At 43.9% G+C, this 22123-nt stretch carries 20 protein-coding genes and 1 pseudogene; 11 read left to right on the plus strand and 10 right to left on the minus strand.

Features of this window, described 5'->3' with window-relative positions; translation table 11 throughout:
• The coding region (locus tag AC0YN6_RS30075; protein WP_475751878.1) for a hypothetical protein at positions 1 to 368 on the plus strand (368 nt) is incomplete at its 5' end.
• Positions 369 to 554: 186 nt separating this feature from the next.
• Here the strand turns inward: AC0YN6_RS30075 and AC0YN6_RS30080 are convergent.
• The 3 genes and pseudogenes from AC0YN6_RS30080 to AC0YN6_RS30090 all read right to left on the minus strand — a co-directional run.
• A complete protein-coding gene (locus AC0YN6_RS30080; protein ID WP_475751880.1) occupies positions 555 to 1115 on the minus strand; it encodes a class I SAM-dependent methyltransferase in 561 nt (186 codons plus the stop codon).
• Positions 1116 to 1196: 81 nt separating this feature from the next.
• Positions 1197 to 2645 carry a DEAD/DEAH box helicase gene (locus AC0YN6_RS30085; protein WP_475751882.1) on the minus strand — a complete coding sequence of 483 codons (1449 nt, stop codon included), beginning with the start codon at positions 2643 to 2645 and terminating at the stop codon, positions 1197 to 1199.
• A 588-nt stretch (positions 2646 to 3233) separates the two neighbouring features.
• A pseudogene (locus AC0YN6_RS30090) lies at positions 3234 to 3572 on the minus strand (methyl-accepting chemotaxis protein); the annotation flags it as partial.
• Positions 3573 to 3737: 165 nt separating this feature from the next.
• Between AC0YN6_RS30090 and AC0YN6_RS30095 the strand changes: the two are divergent.
• Entirely contained in the window at positions 3738 to 5963 is a 2226-nt protein-coding gene (locus tag AC0YN6_RS30095; RefSeq protein ID WP_475751884.1) for a GDYXXLXY domain-containing protein, read from the plus strand.
• 80 nt (positions 5964 to 6043) lie between these two features.
• Here AC0YN6_RS30095 and AC0YN6_RS30100 read toward each other — a convergent pair whose 3' ends face one another.
• Both AC0YN6_RS30100 and AC0YN6_RS30105 read right to left on the minus strand, forming a co-directional pair.
• Positions 6044 to 6505: a hypothetical protein gene (locus AC0YN6_RS30100; protein WP_475751886.1), complete on the minus strand. Its 462-nt coding sequence runs from the start codon at positions 6503 to 6505 to the stop codon at positions 6044 to 6046.
• 201 nt (positions 6506 to 6706) lie between these two features.
• Positions 6707 to 7030 carry an MGMT family protein gene (locus AC0YN6_RS30105; RefSeq protein WP_475751887.1) on the minus strand — a complete coding sequence of 108 codons (324 nt, stop codon included), beginning with the start codon at positions 7028 to 7030 and terminating at the stop codon, positions 6707 to 6709.
• Positions 7031 to 7412: 382 nt separating this feature from the next.
• Here AC0YN6_RS30105 and AC0YN6_RS30110 point away from each other — a divergent pair, with 382 nt between their 5' ends.
• Complete coding sequence (locus AC0YN6_RS30110) at positions 7413 to 7853, plus strand: helical membrane plugin domain-containing protein (protein WP_475751889.1); 441 nt, start codon at positions 7413 to 7415, stop codon at positions 7851 to 7853.
• Between the two features lie 36 nt (positions 7854 to 7889).
• Complete coding sequence (locus AC0YN6_RS30115; protein WP_475751890.1) at positions 7890 to 9071, plus strand: NAD(P)/FAD-dependent oxidoreductase; 1182 nt, start codon at positions 7890 to 7892, stop codon at positions 9069 to 9071.
• A gap of 213 nt (positions 9072 to 9284) precedes the next feature.
• Here AC0YN6_RS30115 and AC0YN6_RS30120 read toward each other — a convergent pair whose 3' ends face one another.
• From AC0YN6_RS30120 to rlmN, 5 genes are all read right to left on the minus strand, one after another.
• Positions 9285 to 9671, minus strand: a complete 387-nt coding sequence (locus AC0YN6_RS30120; protein ID WP_475751892.1) for a hypothetical protein — start codon at positions 9669 to 9671, stop codon at positions 9285 to 9287.
• A gap of 53 nt (positions 9672 to 9724) precedes the next feature.
• Complete coding sequence (locus AC0YN6_RS30125) at positions 9725 to 10921, minus strand: ParM/StbA family protein (RefSeq protein WP_475751894.1); 1197 nt, start codon at positions 10919 to 10921, stop codon at positions 9725 to 9727.
• Positions 10922 to 11194: 273 nt separating this feature from the next.
• On the minus strand, positions 11195 to 11680 hold the full coding sequence (gene greA / locus AC0YN6_RS30130; protein WP_475751896.1) for a transcription elongation factor GreA: 486 nt from the start codon (positions 11678 to 11680) through the stop codon (positions 11195 to 11197).
• Positions 11681 to 11778: 98 nt separating this feature from the next.
• Positions 11779 to 12615 carry a YitT family protein gene (locus AC0YN6_RS30135; RefSeq protein WP_475751898.1) on the minus strand — a complete coding sequence of 279 codons (837 nt, stop codon included), beginning with the start codon at positions 12613 to 12615 and terminating at the stop codon, positions 11779 to 11781.
• 194 nt (positions 12616 to 12809) lie between these two features.
• On the minus strand, positions 12810 to 13904 hold the full coding sequence (rlmN, locus tag AC0YN6_RS30140; RefSeq protein WP_475751900.1) for a dual-specificity RNA methyltransferase RlmN: 1095 nt from the start codon (positions 13902 to 13904) through the stop codon (positions 12810 to 12812).
• A gap of 241 nt (positions 13905 to 14145) precedes the next feature.
• Here rlmN and AC0YN6_RS30145 point away from each other — a divergent pair, with 241 nt between their 5' ends.
• The 7 genes from AC0YN6_RS30145 to AC0YN6_RS30175 all read left to right on the plus strand — a co-directional run bounded on the left by AC0YN6_RS30145 (position 14146) and on the right by AC0YN6_RS30175 (position 21385).
• Positions 14146 to 14886, plus strand: a complete 741-nt coding sequence (locus AC0YN6_RS30145) for a DUF4184 family protein (RefSeq protein ID WP_475751901.1) — start codon at positions 14146 to 14148, stop codon at positions 14884 to 14886.
• A 113-nt stretch (positions 14887 to 14999) separates the two neighbouring features.
• Positions 15000 to 15986, plus strand: a complete 987-nt coding sequence (locus tag AC0YN6_RS30150; RefSeq protein WP_475751902.1) for an SDR family NAD(P)-dependent oxidoreductase — start codon at positions 15000 to 15002, stop codon at positions 15984 to 15986.
• Positions 15983 to 17080, plus strand: a complete 1098-nt coding sequence (locus AC0YN6_RS30155) for an undecaprenyldiphospho-muramoylpentapeptide beta-N-acetylglucosaminyltransferase (protein ID WP_475751904.1) — start codon at positions 15983 to 15985, stop codon at positions 17078 to 17080. The genes AC0YN6_RS30150 and AC0YN6_RS30155 overlap by 4 nt, the downstream gene beginning before the upstream one ends.
• Positions 17081 to 17274: 194 nt before the next feature.
• A complete protein-coding gene (locus tag AC0YN6_RS30160; protein ID WP_475751906.1) occupies positions 17275 to 17922 on the plus strand; it encodes a response regulator transcription factor in 648 nt (215 codons plus the stop codon).
• Complete coding sequence (locus AC0YN6_RS30165) at positions 17915 to 19312, plus strand: sensor histidine kinase (protein WP_475751908.1); 1398 nt, start codon at positions 17915 to 17917, stop codon at positions 19310 to 19312. Before AC0YN6_RS30160 ends, AC0YN6_RS30165 begins: the two co-directional genes overlap by 8 nt.
• Before the next feature lie 74 nt (positions 19313 to 19386).
• A complete protein-coding gene (locus AC0YN6_RS30170) occupies positions 19387 to 20199 on the plus strand; it encodes a metallophosphoesterase (protein WP_475751910.1) in 813 nt (270 codons plus the stop codon).
• Between the two features lie 88 nt (positions 20200 to 20287).
• Complete coding sequence (locus tag AC0YN6_RS30175) at positions 20288 to 21385, plus strand: PRK06851 family protein (RefSeq protein ID WP_475751912.1); 1098 nt, start codon at positions 20288 to 20290, stop codon at positions 21383 to 21385.
• Positions 21386 to 22123: the final 738 nt, after the last annotated feature.

The following is a 22123-nucleotide window of genomic DNA, read 5'->3' on the forward strand; positions in this document are numbered from 1 at the left end:
ACCGGTATTGCGACGTTTCTGCAGAAATAGATCTAAATTATAGACCTATTTTCAGCAAACCAGCCCTTTTGGTGAAAATAGATCTAGATAGTAGACTTATCGCTTCCCCCAACCCACCACATGACCGGTATTGCGACGTTTCTGAAGAAATAGATCTAAATTATAGACCTATTTTCAGCAAACCAGCCCTTTTGGAGAAAATAGGTCTAGATATTAGACTTATCGCTTCCCCCGAATCCTCCATACTGAATTTCTCCGACTCATTCAAGCTTGCCTTACAGCCGCTTAATAACAACAAGATCATATTCTCAGCCAGAACTGCGATGAGCATCGTTTTTTACATTCGAGATATTAACACTTTCTATTAGAAATCAAGGAATAAAGCTCTCCCGCTGCCGTCATTTCTGATTACTAAAACACGCTTGGTAAATAAACAAAAAACGAGTATTGAGCACTGCAACCACGGTAAAATGGTTTGCAGACGCTTCAACACTCGTTGCCTAGTCGCTTAAAATAATATTCGGAGAGTGTCACAGGTAGGTATGACGGCTCCATCATAATGCTTTAACTTCGTATATATAAATTTTGGTCCGATATACATCGCGGCATATAATGACCTGCTTCGCTTCCCAGTCGGGCAGAGCAAAGCATACGCTTATTACATACGCCCCTGGCTTTAGTTGGTCGCGAAAAATCAAACTTAAACGCCGCATCGCTCCCGGATAGAGGTAACACACAACCATATCCACATCTCGGTACGAATATGTGTACAAGTCCCCTCTTTTGAACGATACATTCGCAAGGTTTGCGAGTTTCGCAGCCAAAAAAGATATCCACATGGGGATAACTGAATTTTCGATACCGATTATTCGCCAGCCCCTGCTATTTCTTCCCACCTGAAGCGCGAGTGTGCCCCAGCCAGATCCTGAATCCACCATCAAGCCGCCGCTCTTAGGCAGCCGTTTGATCACATCGACAACCGCCCGGCGAACGGGTGAAGAAGAAGGCATAGGGGAAATTCCGTTGCGCCAGCTTACATATACGATGGATAACATCGCAATCAGCACAACAGCCGCTGCAACCATCATAACGATCTGATAGACGATGCTTTCCATGGTAATCTCCTAAGCTGATTCTAGGTTAACGTCAGGTACAACTGCTCTTTCCCCGATCTACATTCCCGTTAGCTTTGCGACTTAAGATTTATTTCCTCTACGAACCTTCAATTGCTTGCCCTTGACCGTCGTATTTCTCATCACTTCCAGCACAAGCGAGCCTTTACCGTTCAAAATCTCTACATCGGTAACATTGTCCAAAATCGTAATAATACCGATATCATCCGCGGAGACGCCTTCTATTTTGGCAATCGTTCCTACAAAATCGACCGCTCTCAGCTTCTTCTTCTTGCCGCCGTTAAAGTTAAGCTTCATAATCTGCTTGTTCAGCTGCTCACGCTTATCTTTTTTGAGAACTGGACCAATATTGAGCTTTTGTTCAAAATCTTCTCGACGAAGGTCAACCGCCTCTTCCGAAGGTGCCTTCGATTTATTAATGCTAAACCCGATATAGCCCTCAATTTCCGCTAGACGTCTTGCGTCCTTTGGTGCTGCGAATGTAATCGCTTTGCCGGTCTTGCCTGCTCGTCCCGTTCTGCCCGTGCGATGAACATAGCTTTCCTTCTCAAGCGGAATATCGAAATTGATGACATGTGTAATATTCGTAATATCGATGCCTCTTGCCGCTACATCCGTCGCGACCAAGTAACGGAATTGACCTCTGCGGAACGCATTCATCACTTCAAAACGCTCGTCCTGCTCCATTCCGCCATGAATGCGGTCGCATGGATACTCAAGCTCAGCCATTTGTCTGAACACCTGATCCACGTTTTCCTGCGTCCGGCAAAAAATAATGCAGCTGTCCGGGTTTTCGACGATCATCACATCTTGAAGCAAAGCAAACTTATCCGCTTCCTTCACCTCAATGACCGAATGCTCAATTGTAGCTGTTGTAAGTCCCTCTGCTTTGATCTCAACCTGAACGGGAGTGTTCATATAGCGATGGGATAACTTAGCGACATCCTCTGGGAACGTAGCGGAGAACAGCATTGTCACTCTGTCCGTCGGCAGCTGTTGAATAATAGCCTGTACCTGCTCGATAAAGCCCATATTCAGCATCTCATCCGCTTCATCGATAACGAGATATTTGATACGCTCCATAGGAAGTGTTCCACGCTCGATATGATCGTGTACACGACCCGGCGTGCCTACTACCATATGTGTTCTTTGCTTTAGCTCTGCCTTCTGAACATGGAAAGGCGCTTTGCCGTATACAGCCATCGATTTGATCCGCTTGAAGCGGCCAATATTCGTAATATCCTCATTAACTTGAAGAGCAAGCTCCCGCGTCGGCGTCAGAACCAGTACCTGCGGCTTGTTTTCATTCCAATCCACTAGCTCGCATAATGGAATACCATAGGCTGCTGTTTTGCCGCTGCCCGTTTGTGATTTAACGACAAGGTCCTTCTGCGCAAGCGCAACCGGAATAACCTCGCGCTGTACCTCTGTTGGCGTCTCGTAGGACAGGCTCTCCAACGCACGTACAATTTCTTGACTTAACGCATAATCCGCAAACTTTACTTCACTCATCTATAAACCTCTTCCGCACTTTAGTAGTTAATTCTTTCGTAACCTTAAGAATAGCATAATAACTAACCTTTTGATCCATAAACCTTAGTACTATCGGCTATTAGGGCAGTTTTCCCACGTATTTACCCCAAAAAACATCACCATCCACTCAGCAGCAGCCCCTAACCGCTACCAAACCTCCTTACTTTCCAATCAACAATATCCACCATTTACACATTCTAATCCGCTTCATCGAACACTCGCCCCTCAATCAGCGTTTAACCCTCACACCTACCACTCCACAACATCTACTATTCACCCACCACTTGCTCATTAAGAACTACCGCTGCTCTTTCTACAGTAGAATTTCCTCTGTGCTAACACTGTTTCAGCTACGTTGCACTTTGTGCAATAGAATGACTCGATTTCTCTCGTTTTCCACTCTACCGTGCTGATTCTATTGCATTTCTGCAGCGTAGACCCTCGGTTAGCCGCCCATGTCAGGTTTCTATTGTACTTTCTACAACGCAGCGTTCTGCTTTAGGCCGAGTGAAGAGGATCTAAACTGGCCCATTTTCTTGATACACTACGCGAGCTCCCTAAATCGATTTAACCAACTATAGAGTTATCCGCCAAAATAATGCTGAACGGGGCCCTATTATTCACTACCATACGTTTGCTACTAGCATAACCAAAAAAACACTCCTGACAATCAATCGTGAGGAGTGTCCAGCTATGTTTTGCCCCTTGGCTGATAAAAGCCAGGTTCGTCGTTGAGTCTGTAATTACGCCGGAGGAGGAACTTATGTTATTCATGAGACCTCCATAACCGGCAGTTACTTCATTGAGCGGCAAAACCTTGCCATGCTCACCTGCTCGTGCAGCCTCGTTGACTGCATTTAGAGATAGCAAATTTGTTTGCTTCGCAATATCCCGGATGGTTGAACTGACCTTACTTGTTTCCGATAAAGGTCAAATTAGTCGAAACGGGTTATATCATAGGAAAGCCGTTTATCCCAATGGGAGGCAGTACTATAAAAAGTGAGTACTAGTTCGACCCCGAATAGGTCATTATAATAAAAGACAAATCAACTAGAAAGGTATGTGAGTACAATGCATCGATTAACGGTTACACGTGTCGGATTCCTAATGGGAATATCTCTGCTGCTTGCTGCCATCATCTACTTCTTTGCTGCCAATTGGGGCGGTCTTGAACGTGCCGATAAAATTCTCGCCTCTGCAGGAATTATGGTGTTATTTTATGGCGCAGCATTCATCTTCTCCAAAATAAAAATTATGCTGGGGCATCATTCCTTCTTATCTGCCGCTTTCCTAGTCGGCGGCTGCATATCCTTTGGCGCGGCGGTTGCTCTGCTCAACCAAATCTACAATTCACATGCCGACACCTACGAGCTATTTCTCGTTTGGTCCATTCCAGCCCTGCTGCTTGCCTTTATTACACGGTTTAGCCCGTTCTATGTACTCGCTTATACACTCGTGCATTTAACCTTGTGGCAATACTTTTTCCCTAGTTCCGTTCATATCGTGTATAGCGATTTTGAAATATTGCTGATCGGCTGCTTATTCGCTTTGATCAATCTCATCCTATTTATACTCATCGAAACCACTCGTTTCACATCAGCACCGCTCAAATTTATGAGCTTTATCGTTTTTCATACTTCCTTGCTCGTCTTGACTGGCTTCGATCCGTACGGAGCATGGATGAATATCGCTTGCGTAGCAGCAATCGCGTTTGGCTTCTACTATTTCACCCAAGTGCGTCTGGACAAAGTGATGCTGACCCTGAACGCGCTGGCCGCATCTGCATTTGCTGTCTTCAAATATGTAGAGCTTATGCTGGAGCATGCTTCTACCGCATTTTTTATACTCGGACTGCTCTTTGTTGCATTATTGCTGACAGCAAACGTCTTTTTCTTCCGTTATATGAACAGGCTTGGACATCGTTCACAGGATAACGAAGCACTGGCAGTTGAACCCGAAGCAGAGACTCATAAGAGTGCCCTGGTCGGCAAAATCGTCTCCACTATCGTTACCGTTATCGGTGTTATAATTGGCAGCGTCTCCTTGATCGGATTGGTTCTACTCACAGCCGATAACATTCCGTTCGAGACCGTTCTGTTTGTCATCTCCTTGCTATTTATTATTCCTGTTTTATTCCTGCCTCGCTTAAATGCCAGCGTTCGTTATACGGTGCTAACGATCGGATATGCAGCAGGAATGATTGCTATTGTAGAGATTGACGAGGCGGGCATATCGTTACTTTTCTTAGTCCTGACGATTGCGGGCTGGTTCAAGCTGCAGGGAAGAATGCAGCATCTCTTCACCTATACCTTGATTAATATCAATATCGCAATCGTTCTCTTTCAAATGTTTGAGTCCGTACATCACTCGGCTACCTTTATCGTGTTCATTATGACAGCGCTGAACGCCGTTATCTATGCCAGCCACCATCTGCTGAGAGATGCTGCCCTTAAGCAGTATGTGCGGGAATGCGGATTGTTCTTCTCGCTGCTGCTGCTTTTCTGGCTTACCTTTATGGAGGATATCTTCCCTTATTCGTATGAGCTGTTTAATATATTAAACTTCGTTACGGTGACGATCACTGCCTTCTTGTTTGTGCGCCGCGGCCAAATCCTTGAAGCGACAGTGAGCTTGGTATTCTGGTTCATATTCCTAGCATACAAATATTACGACCTATTCTGGACGTTATTACACAAGTCGTTTACATTAGCTCTGTTAGGCCTTATTACGCTTACCATTACTTATATATATGCTTATAGGACGCGCGCTGCCGTAACCGAAGGTACTGACTCGTACAGCAAATTGCTACGCAGAAGCCCTATTCTAATCGCCATCGTTGTTGTGTTGCAGCTAGGTTATGTCAGCTACCATGCTGCTGTGAGTGAATTTTTGCTCTCAAGCGGCACCTCTATTAAGCTGGCGATTGAGCCGCTTGATCCGAGGTCTCTCCTGCAGGGCGACTATGTAAGACTGCAATACAGCATTACTACACCGCCAGAGTTCATTGCCAAGGAATTAGAGTCGCGTCGAAACAACAGCAGGATCAAAGTTGTACTTCGACAAGGCAGCGACGGGGTTTCCACATTTGAGCGATTATATCGAAAAGGCGAGCCGCTTGGGGACAAGGAGATCGTGATAAACGGCTCCTTCAGCGGCTGGAGAGAGATATACTACGGCATTGAAACTTACTTTGTACCCGAAGGTACCGGCATTGAAACGGAACAAAACGCTCGTTTTGCCTACGTGAAGGTTGGAACAAACGGCGACGCGCTGCTTGAGAAATTAGCCAAAGAATAATCAACGCTATGCCTCCTCAGCAAAAAAAATAGCAGAACCTATACAGCTTATGAGGCTGCCCTAGGTTCTGCTATTTTTAATTACGCATTCATTAACTTATTGAGCTCCGGGAATCCCTCTAAGTAACCATTTCGCTCCAGCTCCATCAATGCTTTACGAATGCTGTGCTCATCCTCGCCGGATTGATCTGAGAGCATGATGAGGTCAGATAACGTAATGTTTTTGTGCTCCTTGCAGTACGTCAACAATCCTTTAGCTGCCCATGATAGGCGATCATCTTGGAATTCCCCGATCATCTTGCGGAACAATTTATGTGGGATTAGTTGTTCATCAACTAATAATTGCATCGCTTTAATCGCAAGTTTGGTCGTCATACGGCCTTTCTTCGCTACCTCGTCTAAGGTGAGCGATGCTGAATCCGCAGTACTTGAGCTAAGTACGATATAAATCATTTGTGAATGAATATCCAAGCTCGGGTTATAAAAAATTTCTGTGGAAATCGTAAAGTTTCGCACGTTGCCAGGTGTAAGTTCAGTTGTCATTTTTTTCTCTCCCCTTTCGATTGGTCTATACCATAATAAAGGTTCGTATGCGGGGTTTCAAATGGGGCTTAATTAGAAAATGTTAATACTAGCCAAGTTTCATCGCACTGTTACATTTTCCGAAGAGTATCCGTCTTCCTTACATGTGAATAATACGCCATTCCTACAGGTAAGAGAGGATAACCGAACACTTCAAATCGGTTAGCTTTCTTCATCACTTCCAGCATGATAACGGTATTTTTCCAAATCGACCCGCCCATCCTCACTCGTCGAAACGCCCTCTTCGTTTAAATAATGTATCTGCATATAACGAGCTTCCTCATCACGAATGGATATTTCTCCTTTTGCATTAACAACCCTGTGCCAGGGAAGATTATGAATGCCGCTTAACGAATGTAAAATTCGGACTACCTGTCTGGCGCTTCTGCGACTGCCAGCCTCTGCTGCAATTTGACCATAGGTCATTACGCTGCCTTCTGGAATCGCTTTGATAATGGAGACGACTCTTTGCGTATAGGGCTGCATGATCGTTAGCTCCTTCAATTCATGATTTTATACCCTCTTCTTATTATCATCCTTGCAATATAACGTGTAAACACACACCTTAAAGATGATATGTGAAGATGATTTGAAAACTTTTTATCGAAAGCAATAAATTTCTTTTTAACTTTTGGTGAAAACGATGTAGAATAGAGACAAAGGGTTTAATCCAGTTACGTCATACTCGCTATCCCATCATTCTGCCTCGTGCAGAACCTGAAAGAAGACGATTACATGCTCACATTCATTTTTTGAAAAACTATGTGAAAAGTGTAACAATCTCATTGGGACGCATCCTTATCTTAGCGGCTGACACGATTGAGACTACAACTTACTTTCAATTTCACGTAAAGGAGGACATTCTATTATGTCACAACCATCTGCTGGACAAGAGGTTGCAGTTAGCCTCGCGGAAGAAAAACAATCGTTGGATGTACTTGATCAATTGATGAAGCCGGAGGTTCAAGAGTCTCTAACTGTACTCGTGGACAACCTGCCAAAATTGGCTGAAATGGTTACTCTAATGACCAAAGCTTATGATTTTGCACAAAACATCGCTACAGACAAAGTGTTAATCAACGATTTCGCTCAAGGTATCGGTGAATTTGTCAAACCGGTTCAAGAGAAAGCAAAAGGTATCGCAGCAGCAGCAATTGAAGCTGGTGAGCGCACGCAAGAAACTGCTAACTCTTCAGTTGGCCTTTTCGCTATGTTGAAAATGCTAAAAGATCCGGAAGTTCAAAAAACACTGCGCTTTGCACAAGCTTTCCTTAGCGTATTGTCAGAACGCAAAAACGATAAAGTATAATACACCGAATACGTATAGAACGAACGGAGGATGAACATGTCGAAGCAAATACTAATTCTTGGTGGCGGTTATGGCGGTCTTCTTACTGCTCTAACAGCACGCAAACATTTGTCAGCAGCAGAAGCTAGCATTACAATCGTTAACCGTTTTCCAACTCACCAAATCATTACTGAGCTGCATAGACTTGCTGGGGACTCAATTGCTGAGCAAGCCGTTGCGCTTCCGCTTAGCAAGCTTCTAGGCGACAAACAAGTCAATATCATCGTTGATTCGGTGAAAGAAATTAAACCAAACGAGAAGAAAGTTGTTCTTGAAAGCGGACAAGTGCAAAAGTATGATACGCTTGTCGTTGCACTTGGAAGTGAAACGAACTACTTCGGTATTCCAGGGCTTGAAGAGAACAGCCTCGTGCTTAAATCGGTTAATGATGCAAATCGTATCCGTAAGCATGTTGAAGATCGTCTTGACGCTTACAAAAAATCAGGCAACAAAGCTGATGCAACAATCGTTGTTGGCGGCGGCGGCTTGACTGGCGTTGAGCTTGTTGGCGAATTCGCTGACAAACTTCCTGAAACTTGCCGCAGCAAAGGCATCGATTTCAATGACATTTCGTTATATTGCGTAGAAGCTGGCCCTGCCGTTCTGCCAATCTTCCCGAAAGTATTGATCGATCGTGCTGTATCAAGCCTTGAAAAACGCGGCGTACACTTTATTACGAGCGTAGCGATTACTGAAGCTACAAAAAGCTCCGTATCGCTTAAAGACGGACGTACGATTGAATCCAGCACAATCATTTGGACTGGCGGCGTTAAAGGTAATCCAGTTGTCGGCACTAGCGGCCTTGCAGAAGACCGCGGTCGTTCACTTGTTACACCAACGCTTCAATCGACTTCACACGCTGATGTATTCCTAGCGGGCGACTGCGCAGTTGTATTCCCAGAAGGCAGCGAACGTCCTTACCCTCCAACAGCTCAACTTGCTTGGCAAATGGGCGAAACGGTAGGCTACAACCTAGCGGTTCAAATCAAAGGCGGCGTTATGGATAAGTTTGTACCTGTATTCTCTGGAACACTGGGCAGCCTTGGACGCAAAGATGGCGTTGGTACAATCGGCGGCAATGCAACACAGCTTAAAGGCTTGCCTGCATCGCTTATGAAAGAAGCAAGTAACATTCGTTACTTGTCACACATTCATGGCCTGTTCGCACTAGCACACTAATATACACAAAAGGGCTACTTGCTGAGAAGGTTAACTCCTTCCCGCATGCAGCCCTTTATTTTATTGGATTACAGTTTAACCCCAAGTAACACAAAACACCACCAGGTATGATAAAACATTCCTTAGTGGTGTTTTGTGTTACTTGGTATTACTTAGAATTACTAAGTGTTATTCACTATGAAAATAAGGCATTGCTTTAACATGCGGATCGTCTTAGCTCCATGCTTCAATATCTTCATCATCTATTTCTTCTTCTACTGCTACTGGTACTGCTACTGGTACTGGTATACGAACAGGGACCGGAGCCTCCGAAGCCGCACTTGCTTCAACTTCCGCTGCCTTCACTTGTTCCGCACCTGTCATATGCAGATGAGTTTCACTCGCTTGCTGCTCAGACGGAGAGCCCTGCAGTCGATTCCGCTCCATCGGAATAAACGCTTGTAAATTCCGAACGCCATTTATTGCGATCTCATTCTCGACCAAATACCGAAGGGAATCCATTAAATTCGATTGTGTGTTCAACCATGACATGATTAATGGGTCTTCTGTTTTTTTCGTTTTTAAGCTGATATTCTCACCGGGCAGCTTTGTTTTTTTCATACTACTCACCTACCAGAATCCGTTATATTATCCCATAGCTTGCCTAATTAATATTATGCAGGCTGAACTGCTTTATTTTTTAGCGCCTCATAAATTTTACCTCTCACAAAAGCATCAAGCCCCATCGCATTGAGCAGCACAGCATATTCCGCAGGAATATACAGCAGTTGCATTTCACGCTCTGCACAAAGCTCTTTCAGTTGATCATAAAGAACCGTACGCATAAGAATACTTCCGCCGCCGTATACGCAAATTAGATCAATCTCATTACGTGTCTTGGTAAGCTGTTTTTTGACGTGCTGAACGATTTGTCTTACTTGACTCTCAAGCGGTCTTCTCAGAGTTTTAAGTGCCCTTGCATGGTACTTATGGTTAGGGTTCTTAATAACATCACTGAAAAACTGACGCGGGCTATCCGCCAAATGAATGAGTCGATTAAACTCCTGCAGCGCTTCTTCTATCGCATAGCCAGCACCGTGATGGCTGCCATGAACGAATTGGCGCAAAAATTTATTGCCCTCCGTAATCGGATATTCTGTAGAGCCGTCTCCGATATCGACATGAAGAATACGTTTATCTTTAAAATAACTGCCATTGAACTTCGCATCCAGTTCATAGGATTGAAGGAAATCATCAAAGATCTCTCCCTCTCTCCAGCCGCCTGCATTATCCTTCTGCAATGTGAAAATAACCGGTGTTGCTTCCGGAACGACCTTCGCAAACGGGAATACGATTTTGACAGCTACGCGTTGAATACCCAAGTGCACCGTTACATGATGCGGGCCAGTTGTAAAACGTTTCTCGAACTTAGCGGAAGTCTCATCCGTATGCTGTGTTACAGGAAGCGCCGTTGCCATATCTACCTCGACATCCACTTGCGCAGGTATCTTCTTCTCATCCTCATAGGCTTTCTGAACAGCCATTGCTGCAATTTGAGCGAGCGTATTAATGACTGGCAAATCCATATCGCTTTTCAGGTCAATTCCGATTTGGAGGTTGTCCAAGATCTCGCCGCTCTCTAGTGCAAACTTCCCGACATAGTACATGCCCGGTCTAGCCGCAGGTGAATCAATCGTTACAACCAGCTGATCCTGCAGGTTTTTGATAAAGCTTTCCGGTGATTGCTCTTCGCTCCACGGAAGCTCGTCCACCGTACAATTTACATTAGGCTGTTGAATCAGTTTGCCATCGATGATCAAATCATGTTCACTATTGCCGTTATCGTTACCTACAAAGAAATGATAATTCATAATCAAGTTCCTCCTAGAAAAGGTTTTTGGGGGATAGATTTAGCTTCCAAAGGGGCTATTTATTTATAATAAATGGTATGGTATTACTTTGCCATACAAAGTGTTAGTATACATCAATCTATAGTCCCAAAGCCCGTTAATCTTTTCTCATCTATTTCTGTCGTAATATGTTTGTATCGATCATTTATTATATGATGCTGTCGGTTATACCTATTTTCGCCAAAAAAAGCTAACCCGCTTGAGGCGAGTTAGCCTTGATGAAAAAACTTATAATTAGTTCGCTCTGATTTCGAGCAGCTCATATTTAATAACGCCCATTGGTGCATTTACGCTAACGATGCTTCCTACCTTCTTGCCCAAAAGCTCTTTGCCGAGCGGGCTCTCATAGGAGATTTTATTCTCAGCAACATCCGCTTCTTCTGTACCTACAATTTTATATTCGATCTTCTCCGAAAACTCGATATCATTTAAAATGACGGTTAAACCAATGTTCACCTTTGACAGATCAAGCGTCTCTGCTTCGATGACACGAGCCTTCTTCAGCATTTTATCTAAAATAATAATTCTTGTTTCCATAAAGGACTGATCGTTTTTGGCAGAATGATATTCGCTGTTTTCCTTCAGATCGCCATAACTGATCGCTAATTTGATCCGTGCGGCCAATTCTTTGCGCTTCACATATTTAAGATCATCCAACTCCGCTTGCAGCTGCTCTAAGCCTTCTTGGGTCAAAATCACTTCATCTTTCTCTTTCGACATGTAAACAACTCCTATCTGCATTCTAGCTTTAATCTTACTCTATATCCTAGAAATAAGCGAAATTCTGTTGTTATCTTTTTTTGTCTCGGCAGAATAGTTTATTTTGAAATATCGATAAAACCTTCGCCAAACACATCCCGTACATCATGGATCGTTATAAAAGCATTTTTATCGATCGCTTTCACAATTTTTTTCAGCTGGCTCAGCTCCTGCTTGCCAATCACGATATACAGAATCTCCTGTGGAGTTTTTGTGTAGTATCCGCGCCCATAAATAACCGTAACCCCTCGGTCCATAACCACATTGACCTGCTCGGCAATTTTAGTTTGCTCCTTGGAAATAATCGTGACCGCTTTTTTCGGGTTAACCCCCTCAATGATGAAGTCCATCACCTTTGTAGCGATATACAGCATCACGATCGTGAGCATTAGCGCTTCAGCACCAATAATGAAATAAGAGGAGAACGCAACAATTAAGTCAAAGAACAACAGCGCATAACTAATGTTCCAATCCAAATATTTATTCGCAATTCGCGCCAAAATCGTCGTGCCTGCAGTCGTGCCGCCAACTCTGATAATGAGCCCGATCCCCACACCGCCGAATAAACCGCCAAACACCGCATTTATAGTCATTTCATCCGATTGTATGCTCCAGTCCGCTGTTAAATGTAGAAATAAGGAGTTAAATAATACCGCTGCAATCGTATAAATGACCGTCTGCTTATCCAGAAAACGGTATCCCACAATGAGTAGAAATGTGTTGAAAATTAAGCTCATCAACCATGGTGCCCATCCGAATAAATAATATAAAATAATCGTTATCCCAGTAACTCCGCCTTCACCAAACTCGTTTGGAATAACAAATAAATTGATTGCGAGTGCAAAAATAAACGCTCCCAGCATAATAATGAACAAATCTAAGGCTCTCTTTTTCATATGCATACACCTTTCTGGACTGGGAATGTATTTGTGTAGTATGTCCAACTAATCAGAATTTGTAAATATCACGTTACCTATGATGTTATAAAACCACAAAAAGAACACCTCATTTAGAAGGTGTTCTCATTATGGTGGACAAGATTATCTTATAAACGCATCGGCTGCATAGATATGATACGCTTCAAATGGGACTAGACTGCCGAGCTTTCTTGTCCCAACTTCTGCTCTTTGGTTTTTTGGATCTGTTTGCTCCGCAGCTGCCCGCATGCGGCATCAATATCTGTACCATGCTCTAGACGAACGCTGCAGCTAATCCCTTGTTTCTTCAACGTATCATAGAACGCTCGAATCGTGTCGCGATCTGTACGCTGGTATTGGCTATGCTCATCCACTGGATTGTACGGAATGAGATTCACGTTAGCCAGATTTCCGCGATGACCAATAAGCTGAGCAAGCTCTAACGCATGCTCTTTCTGGTCATTAACATCCTTCAGCAATATATATTCAAGCGTAATTCTACGATTGGTCTTCTCCAAATAATAATCGATGGACTCCATCAATTTCTCGATCGGAATCGCACGGTTAATTTTCATAATTCGTGTTCTCAACTCATTGTTCGGCGCATGCAAGGAAACTGCAAGGTTAACCTGCAAATCAGAGTCGGCAAACTCTACAATTTTGCCTGCTAAACCGCTCGTCGAAACGGTAATGTGTCTAGCTGCGATCGCGAGCCCTTTTTGGCTTTTGATCACGCCTATAAAATCAGTCAGGTTCTCGAAATTATCGAACGGCTCTCCAATTCCCATCACGACAATGTGGCTTACATGCTCATTCTGCTGTGCTTGATCCAGATGCAGCTGTACCTTCATAACCTGCTCCACAATCTCACCACTCGTCAGATCACGGCTCTTAGCCAGTAGTCCGCTAGCACAGAAGCTGCAGCCAATATTACAGCCTACTTGGGTTGTAACACATACCGACAAACCAAATTTATGTCTCATCAATACGGTCTCGATTAAATTGCCATCCTGCAGCTTAAACAAAAACTTATTCGTTCCGTCCGCTGACTCCTGCCTTGTGTGCTCACTAAGCGTTTGCATGACAAAATTCTCGGACAGTAATTTAATGATTTCTTCTTTCACATCCGTCATTTCTGCGAAAGACGTTACCCGCTTACGGTAAAGCCACTCCCATACCTGCGATGCCCGAAACTTCGTATAATCACGCTCTTTCAGCCATTCCGTCAGCTGATCAAACGTTAATCCATATATATTTACTTTATTCATAACTGATCCTCTTTTCAAAACTGCTGCAAGCAGTCCTATTCTAGCTAGTAGGCCGAAAATAAACAATCTGCTTATTATTGTCCCAAAATTACCTCATTAAAACAAGGGGAGAAAGCGACCATTTATTTGGTTCATGCCGCCAACTGCGCCCCGATGTAACATTTTCTGTATAAACACCGTCTTCTATAGGAATGGCTGATCTTTGCAGAGCCGCTATCTAATCAATCCTGGAGGTGCACCATTGCCCTTTACATTTGCTCATCCCTTATATATATCACCTTTAAAGGTGATAAAGCCAGCCTATTTTAGTTTGACGGGGCTTATCCTCGGGAGCATGTCGCCCGACTTTGAGTATTTCATTGCGCTTGAGCCCTATCAGACGATTGGTCATTCCTTTGAAGGCCTGTTATTTCAAGCGATTCCGATGAGCATTATGCTCGCTTATCTGTTTCATTCCATTGTAAAAATACCTTTATCCAAAAACCTGCCTGCTATCGGCAACCTGGATCATAAAGTAAATAGTCTCGCTCAAGATTGGAAACTAAACACGGTACGGAGCTGGATCGTCTTTCTCATGTCCATCATTATCGGCTTCTATTCGCACATTTTACTAGATGCCTGCACGCATTATTCAGGCATGTTCGTGACTAAGTTCGCTTTTTTTCGTGAAACGCTAGCCGGTATCCCTCTATACAAATGGTTTCAGCGCTCATTATCGATTATCGGGCTAATCATTGAGGCAGTGATATTCTACTTCCTAATTAATAAAGTTCCGGTCAGCTCAACTTATACTAGCGTTGCCAAAAAGTACAAATATCGCTACTGGATGCTCGTCTTCTTTTGCACATTCATCACCTTAGCCTTAAAGCTCCTCTTCACATCCAGCACCAACTATCTTGGCATAACCGTTGTAGCTCCTATATCAGGGTTTATGCTCGGCATATTAATCTCCAGTATTTTTTATCGCGTTTATGCAAAATAATCGAAATAAGCATGAGCCCTCCTAGTTGAGGGCTTTTTTTTGCCATATTGGCGTAACATTCGAGCTTTATGCTTGTTCATATTGAACGAACCAATTGGCGGGAGGAACAAACATTGAAAAATAAAACGATTGTCGTTACCGGAGGAACAGGGTCCTGGGGACATGCGCTCGTCCGAAAATTACTGGAGAGAAAACCGAAGGAAATTCGTATTTTCTCCCGAAATGAAGCCCTTCAAGTGGAAATGAAGCAGGCCTTTCAACATCATCCGAAGTTAACTTTTATCATTGGAGATATACGCGATAAATATGAGATTATGCAGGCCTGCCAGCAGGCGGACTATCTCTATCATTTAGCTGCCTTAAAGCATGTACCCATCTGCGAAGAGCAGCCGGACAGCGCAATGAAAACGAATGTGATCGGCACTCAAAATGTCATTCAGGCGGCTATCAGGAATGGCGTACAGAAAGTCATTTATGTATCAACCGATAAAGCCTCCCATCCATCGAGCACCTACGGTATGACCAAAGCCATCGCAGAAAAGTTGATTGTTCATGCCAATCTACGAGAAGGCGAGACGAAATTTGTATGTGTAAGAAGCGGCAATGTGCTCGGATCAACAGGCAGCGTGGTGCCTATTTTCAAGCAACAAATCGAGCAAGGATTGCCGGTCAGCCTTACGGATCATCGAATGACGCGATTTTTCTTAGCTCTGGAAGAAGCTATAACTTTGCTGCTTAAAGTGACGGATGAGAGCATAGGCGGTGAAGTTTATGTGATGAGAATGCAAGGATGCCGTATTAAGGACCTCGCAGAAGTGTTAATTGAGGATAGCGCAGTGGCAGAAATTCAAATTCATGAAACAGGTGCTCGTTCCGGTGAAAGTCTATATGAATCGCTTATTTCCGAAATGGAAAGTTCGAACGCCGTTCATTGGAATGAAGACTATTATGTCCTATTACCTCCTTTCTATATTGAAGGCTTGCAAGATTCCTATGCAGACAGCACGCCCGTACAGTTCCGGCATTACCATTCGGATCATCAATTGATGAGCAAGCCGGAAATTAGACAAATGCTGCAAAAAGGCGGGTGCCTGACATGAGAAAAACAATCGTAATGACTGGCGGCGGCTCTGCGGGCCATGTTGCAGGCAATCTTGTACTGATCCCACAATGTACGGAAGACGGCTGGGACATCCATTACATCGGGTCAGAGCAAGGGATCGAGAGAAGGCTAATCTCCGAATGTAAAGAGGTGACCTACCATCCGATTTCTACCGGTAAGCTTCGACGATATGTTTCTTGGGAAAATGTAATAGACGTATTTAGAGTCATACGAGGAATATTCCAATCCTACAGGCTCATTAGGAAGTTGAAGCCACATGTTATTTTTTCAAAAGGCGGCTTCGTTGCCGTCCCGGTAGTGCTTGGTGCGAGGCTTAACAAGGTACCGATCGTTATTTTTGAACCGGATCTGAACATGGGACTGGCAAATAAAATATCATATCCCTTCGCTGCAACGATGTGTACGACATTCCGCGAGACCGGAGCAAATTATACTAACTCGAAAGCGATCTATACAGGCCCTATCTTGAAGCCCCATTTGAAACCAGATAACATTCAGCGTGCGTTAAACAGCTGCGGCTTTACTTCCGATAAGCCTGTGCTGCTTATTATGGGCGGCAGTCAGGGGGCGCACAGCATTAACCAAATGGTAAGAACAACAAGGCATGAACTGCTAAACACCTTTCAAATCGTTCATATCTGCGGGAAAGGCAAGGTCGAGCACACGCTCTCCATGCAAGGCTACAGGCCATTCGAATTTGTCAGCAGGGAGCTGGAGGATCTGCTTGCGATGGCGGATGTCGTCGTCTCTCGTGCAGGTTCAAACTCCATTATGGAGCTGCTTGCCTTGCAGAAGCCGATGCTGCTCATTCCGCATACGAACGGCGGGAGCCGCTCTGGACAGCTTATGAATGCGCAATATTTTGAGCAGGCTGGTTACGCTGAAATGCTGCATCAAGATCAAATGACCGCCCAAAGCTTTGTGCAGGCCATTATGCAGCTGTATGAGAATCGAGCAATATACACAGAGAATATGAATCACTACGAAAATGGCGAAGGTGCTCCTAAGATCATGGAGCTGATTAAAGAGGCAGCTAATCTAGAACTCCCCTTGCACAAGGCAGATTTATAATGCGATGAAAATTCCTGCTGTTCTAGTCGTCTTATTTTTTATCGTTGTCGTGGTCGTGTTTAGCTATGGTTTCCTTACATCGACATGACCAAGCTGCCGCTAGTATGAATCGAAAACAAAATGTGCATTTTATTCTCATATGGATGATCCTTTTGGGGTAATCTTCCACGCTCACTTTTGTTGAAAGGAGCCTTATGAATATATTAATTGCGGATGACGAGCCGTTTATGCTCAAGATTTTGAACGCTTATTTTGAAAAAGAGGCCTTTCACACCTTCCTAGCGCAGGACGGAGAAGAAGCGCTGCATATTTTCTATCACCATCACATTCACTTAGCTGTACTCGACTGGATGATGCCTAAGCGAAATGGCATAGAAGTATGCAGAGAGATTAAGAAACAAAGCAAAACGAAGGTGCTGCTGCTAACGGCAAAAGGAGAAGATGAGGATGAGTTCATTGCCTTGCAGTCTGGTGCAGATGAGTATGTCAGCAAGCCGTTTGACCCGCGTATCCTAATTCTAAGAGTGAAAAAATTGCTGCACATGGATCATCACATTTTGATAGGAAGCTTAAAAATAGATATGGAAGCTCAAAAAATTTATAGAGATGATATGGACTTGCAAGCTACAAATAAAGAGTTTCATTTAATGAAATATTTTATCGAGAATAAAGGCATCATCATCTCCAGAAAGGCGCTATTGGATCAGATTTGGGGATTCGACTATTTCGGAGAGGAACGAACGGTGGATACGCATATCCGTAGATTAAGGGCAAAAATCGGCGATCATTTGATCAAAACACATCGTGGCATGGGCTACAGCTTGGAAGAAGACAATGAATAAGCTGAATAAAAAGTTGATCCTGCGCATTTTATTGGTGTTTGGTGCGGTCGTTATTTTCTCTTTTGCCATGAATTCATTTTTCTTGCCCAAATATTTGTTGTATCAGAAAAAACAGACGCTGGCAGCTCTAACTGAGCGGCTTGAAACGATGGATATGCAGCAGTTATTAAGACAGATAGACGACCTTGAGAACGAGCATGGGGTCACCATCGTAAATACACCCATAACAGAGGATATAAATAGCCTCAACGACACCATTATTGATCGTCTGAACAAAAAAGGCATTACGCTGAACAAGTTTTGGATCACTGATGAAAGCCTAGCTAAGCTCAACGAAAATAAAATGGTTCGAAAAATATATAATCAAAACAAGCTCAAATCGAGCTTTCTAGTTACGTTTATGAAAAAAGATCAAATGATCTTTGTCGTCGGAGAATCGATATCCCATTCGACAGAAACACTCAAAATCGTCAATCAGTTTAACCTATATATTTATGCGGGAGAGCTGCTGCTGCTGATCCTGCTGTCCGCACTGTTTACGAGAAGCATTGTTCGGCCTTTAGCCAAAATACAAGAAGCAGCAGAAGGTATTTCGAAGCTGTCGTTTACAAAGGCTTATGTGCAAACCGGAGATGAAATTGAATCGTTAGCAAAAAGCATCAATCAAATGAGTGATAAATTAGAGCAGGCCCATCATAAGCTGGAGGCTAGAAACGAGAACCTGCGACAGTTCATTGCAAATATATCTCATGAGCTGAAAACCCCTCTCTCCTTGATTAAAGCTTACTCTTCTGGCATCAAAGACGGCATGGACGACGGTACGTATATCGATGTTATTCAACAGCAAACCGATGATATAACGCTGCTCGTCAACAAATTACTCGAGCTCTCCAAACTGCAAACCGATCAGAATCAGATGAGCGCCTTTGATTTCAAGCTGCTATTGGACCGAATCTTACAAAAATATCGCATTTCAATTAGACAGGATCATATTTCACTTTCAGTAGATGATCAGCTGCTGATCCATTCTTGGGTATTAGCAGACGAGCACAAGATAGAGATGGTACTCAACAATTTCATTTCGAATGCGGTGAAATATACAACCAATCGACTGATCCGCATCGCCATCGAAAATAAGGAAGATCACTTGTATTTCTCGATCGCCAATGGCATTGAGAATAACGAACATTCACAAGCGCAATGGGATAACCTCTGGGAGCCTTTTTTCGTTATGGAGAGCTCACGCAATAAGCAGCTTAGCGGAACGGGCCTCGGCTTATCGATTGCGAGAACTATTTTGCAAAAACACGAATCTCCGCATGGCTTTCATGTTCATGACGAAGAAATCGTGTTTTATTTCTCACTACCTGTATGTCAGGAATCGATGTAGAGGCTAATAAAATCGGGGGTATTATGCAACCATCTTCAGCACCTATGAGTAGACGGACTTTTTTGAAGAAGAGCATGAAATTGACTTTGGGACTAATGGGAGCCGCCAGCTTATCTGGTGTGTACTCCCGCTTCATAGAGCCCTATTGGATGGAGGTTAATCATGTAGAGGTGAAGCTCTCGACACTGCCTCCCTCCTTCCACTCTCTGCGAGTGGTTCACTTTAGTGATCTTCACCTAGGCTTCCATTCCAATTCTGAGCTATTGTCGGAGCTGACCCAACAGGTTCGGCAGGTAAAACCAGATCTTATTTGCTTCACAGGTGATTTACTCGATCGTTCCACCGCATACATGTCAGAAGCTATAGCCTTACTATCCAAGCTGCGGGCACCCTTGGGGCAATTTGCTGTTCTCGGGAACCACGACGCTTTCGGCAATCGGCGAGCGGTTACGAAGGGGTTAGCCCAAGCAGGCTTTCAAATCCTCGATAACAAGCATGCAGCATTAAGAAAGGGATCGGAGCAGTTATATATCGCTGGGGTGGATGATCCTATGGTGGGTAAACCTGATATCGATCAAGCTTTAACGGGCATACCAGACGGGAGTTGTACTGTACTTCTCGCTCATGAGCCGGATTTTGCAGATGAATACAGCCGCTATCCCGTCGATTTGCAGCTGTCGGGGCATAGCCATGGCGGGCAGGTTCGGATTCCATTTATCGGGGCGCTGTACACACCTCCTTATGGAAATAAATATTCAAACGGATTATATCAGATTCCAAACCAAGCTCTGCAAGTGTACACCACGCGAGGATTAGGGATGACTCGGATTCCAGTTCGGTTTAATTGCCGACCTGAACTCACCGTTCTCACGTTAAAGCGTAAATAATGGCTCGTTCCATACTCGCACCTTTTTGTCATAGCAATAATACGATGAATGATGCAGCAAGACATTAGCCTAGGAAGGTGTGACGGTTATGAATGGAAATATCAAAAACTTCTACGTGAACGGCAATACAGCTCGCGGCCTTACCAGCCTGTTCGATTCGTCTTTGCAACAACTGGAGCGCTTATTTATTTTGCAAGAAGGACCCGCTGCAGAAAGATCCGATTTAATTCAGACGATTGCCGACGATATGGTGCGAGAAGGCTATGACATTTGGCTGCTTCATTGCCCTTTTGACAATGGCTTGCTGGATGGATTAATCGTTCCTGCCCTTAAGCTTGGAGTCGTTGATGGAACACCGCCTAGAGTCATTGGGCCATCCTTGTCTGGAGCAGTGATCCAAACCATTAATTTTGGGGAAGCTGCCGATGCTGACCAACTGGAATCACTTAAAGTAGAAATAGAACGTTTAAATGATCAGATTACTCAAGCTTATGATCAAGCCTATGCCGGCTTTGCTGAGGCGCTGCGGATTCATGACGATTGGGAAGCGGTCTATATCCAAAACATGAATTTCCAAGCCGCTAATGAGCTGACTGAGGCGTTTATCAATACATGCTATGGTGATAACAGGCTGGAGAGATCATGTCGTGCTGATCATCGTTTCTTGGGCGCATCCACTCCGAAGGGCTCGGTTGATTTTGTTCCGAATCTGACAGCTGGACTCAAACGGTATTTGATCAAAGGCAGAGCTGGCTCTGGTAAATCGACTATGCTCAAAAAAATAGCTGCGGCAGGAATCGAACGGGGCTTCGACGTTGAGATTTATCATTGCGGCTTCGATCCGAACAGCTTGGATATGGTCATCGTCCGCGAGCTTGGCTTCGCTATATTTGACAGCACCGCACCGCATGAATATTTCCCTGATCTCGTGGACGACGAGATTATCGATATGTACACAAGCTGCATCGCGCCTGGAACGGATGAAGCCAATTTCGATACCATAACTGAGATCAAGAACCGCTATGCCGCGCAAATAAAACCTTCGGTTCAACAGATCGCGCTTGCGAAGTCACTGCAAGACAAGCGGGAGCAAATTTATACGCAGGCCATTGATTTCAACGAGATCGAACGATTAAAAAATGAGACCATACAAGCAATCGGCGATTTTTTAGCTAAAACTCATTAAGCATGGGCATCGTATCCCATTGGAAAAAAGCCTGCAAAACCTCACCGAATGGCGGGTTTTGCAGGCTTTTACTTTGAGATAACACTAATCGACAGGATTAGATTTTGTTTAACAGGCCAAGGATGAGTGCGACTGCTTCAGCTCTCGTCGCTACCTGTAGAGGAGCGAAGCGATTTTGACAAACGCCGCAAATGATACCGCTCCCTATACACAGCTCAAACAAATTTAGATCTACATTCTAGACCTATTTTCATCAAATCAGCCTTTTGAGCAGAAATAGATCTATATTGTAGACTTAAGTCTGCTCATTACCCGCCAAATGGCTCTCTATCCTCCACTCAAACAAATTTAGATCTACATTCTAGACCTATTTTCATCAAATTAGCCTTTGGAGCAGAAATAGGTCTAGAATGTAGACTTAAGTCTGCTCATTACCCGCCACACGCCCACTCCTGCTGTAAGAACATATACGCGCTTACAGCTCCATCTCTACCTTACTCATACCACTTTCCTGCTCAATAAGCACATATATGTGCTTACAGACAACTAACTAAGGCTACTTTCCAGCTGTAAGATCATATAGGTGCTTACAGCTTCATTCCTACCTCACCCATACCACTTTCCTAATCAATAAGCACATATATGTGCTTACAGACAACTAACTAAGGCTACTTTCCAGCTGTAAGATCATATAGGTGCTTACAGCTTCATTCCTACCTCACCCATACCACTTTCCTA

The organism is Paenibacillus sp. J22P15 (assembly GCF_056269345.1).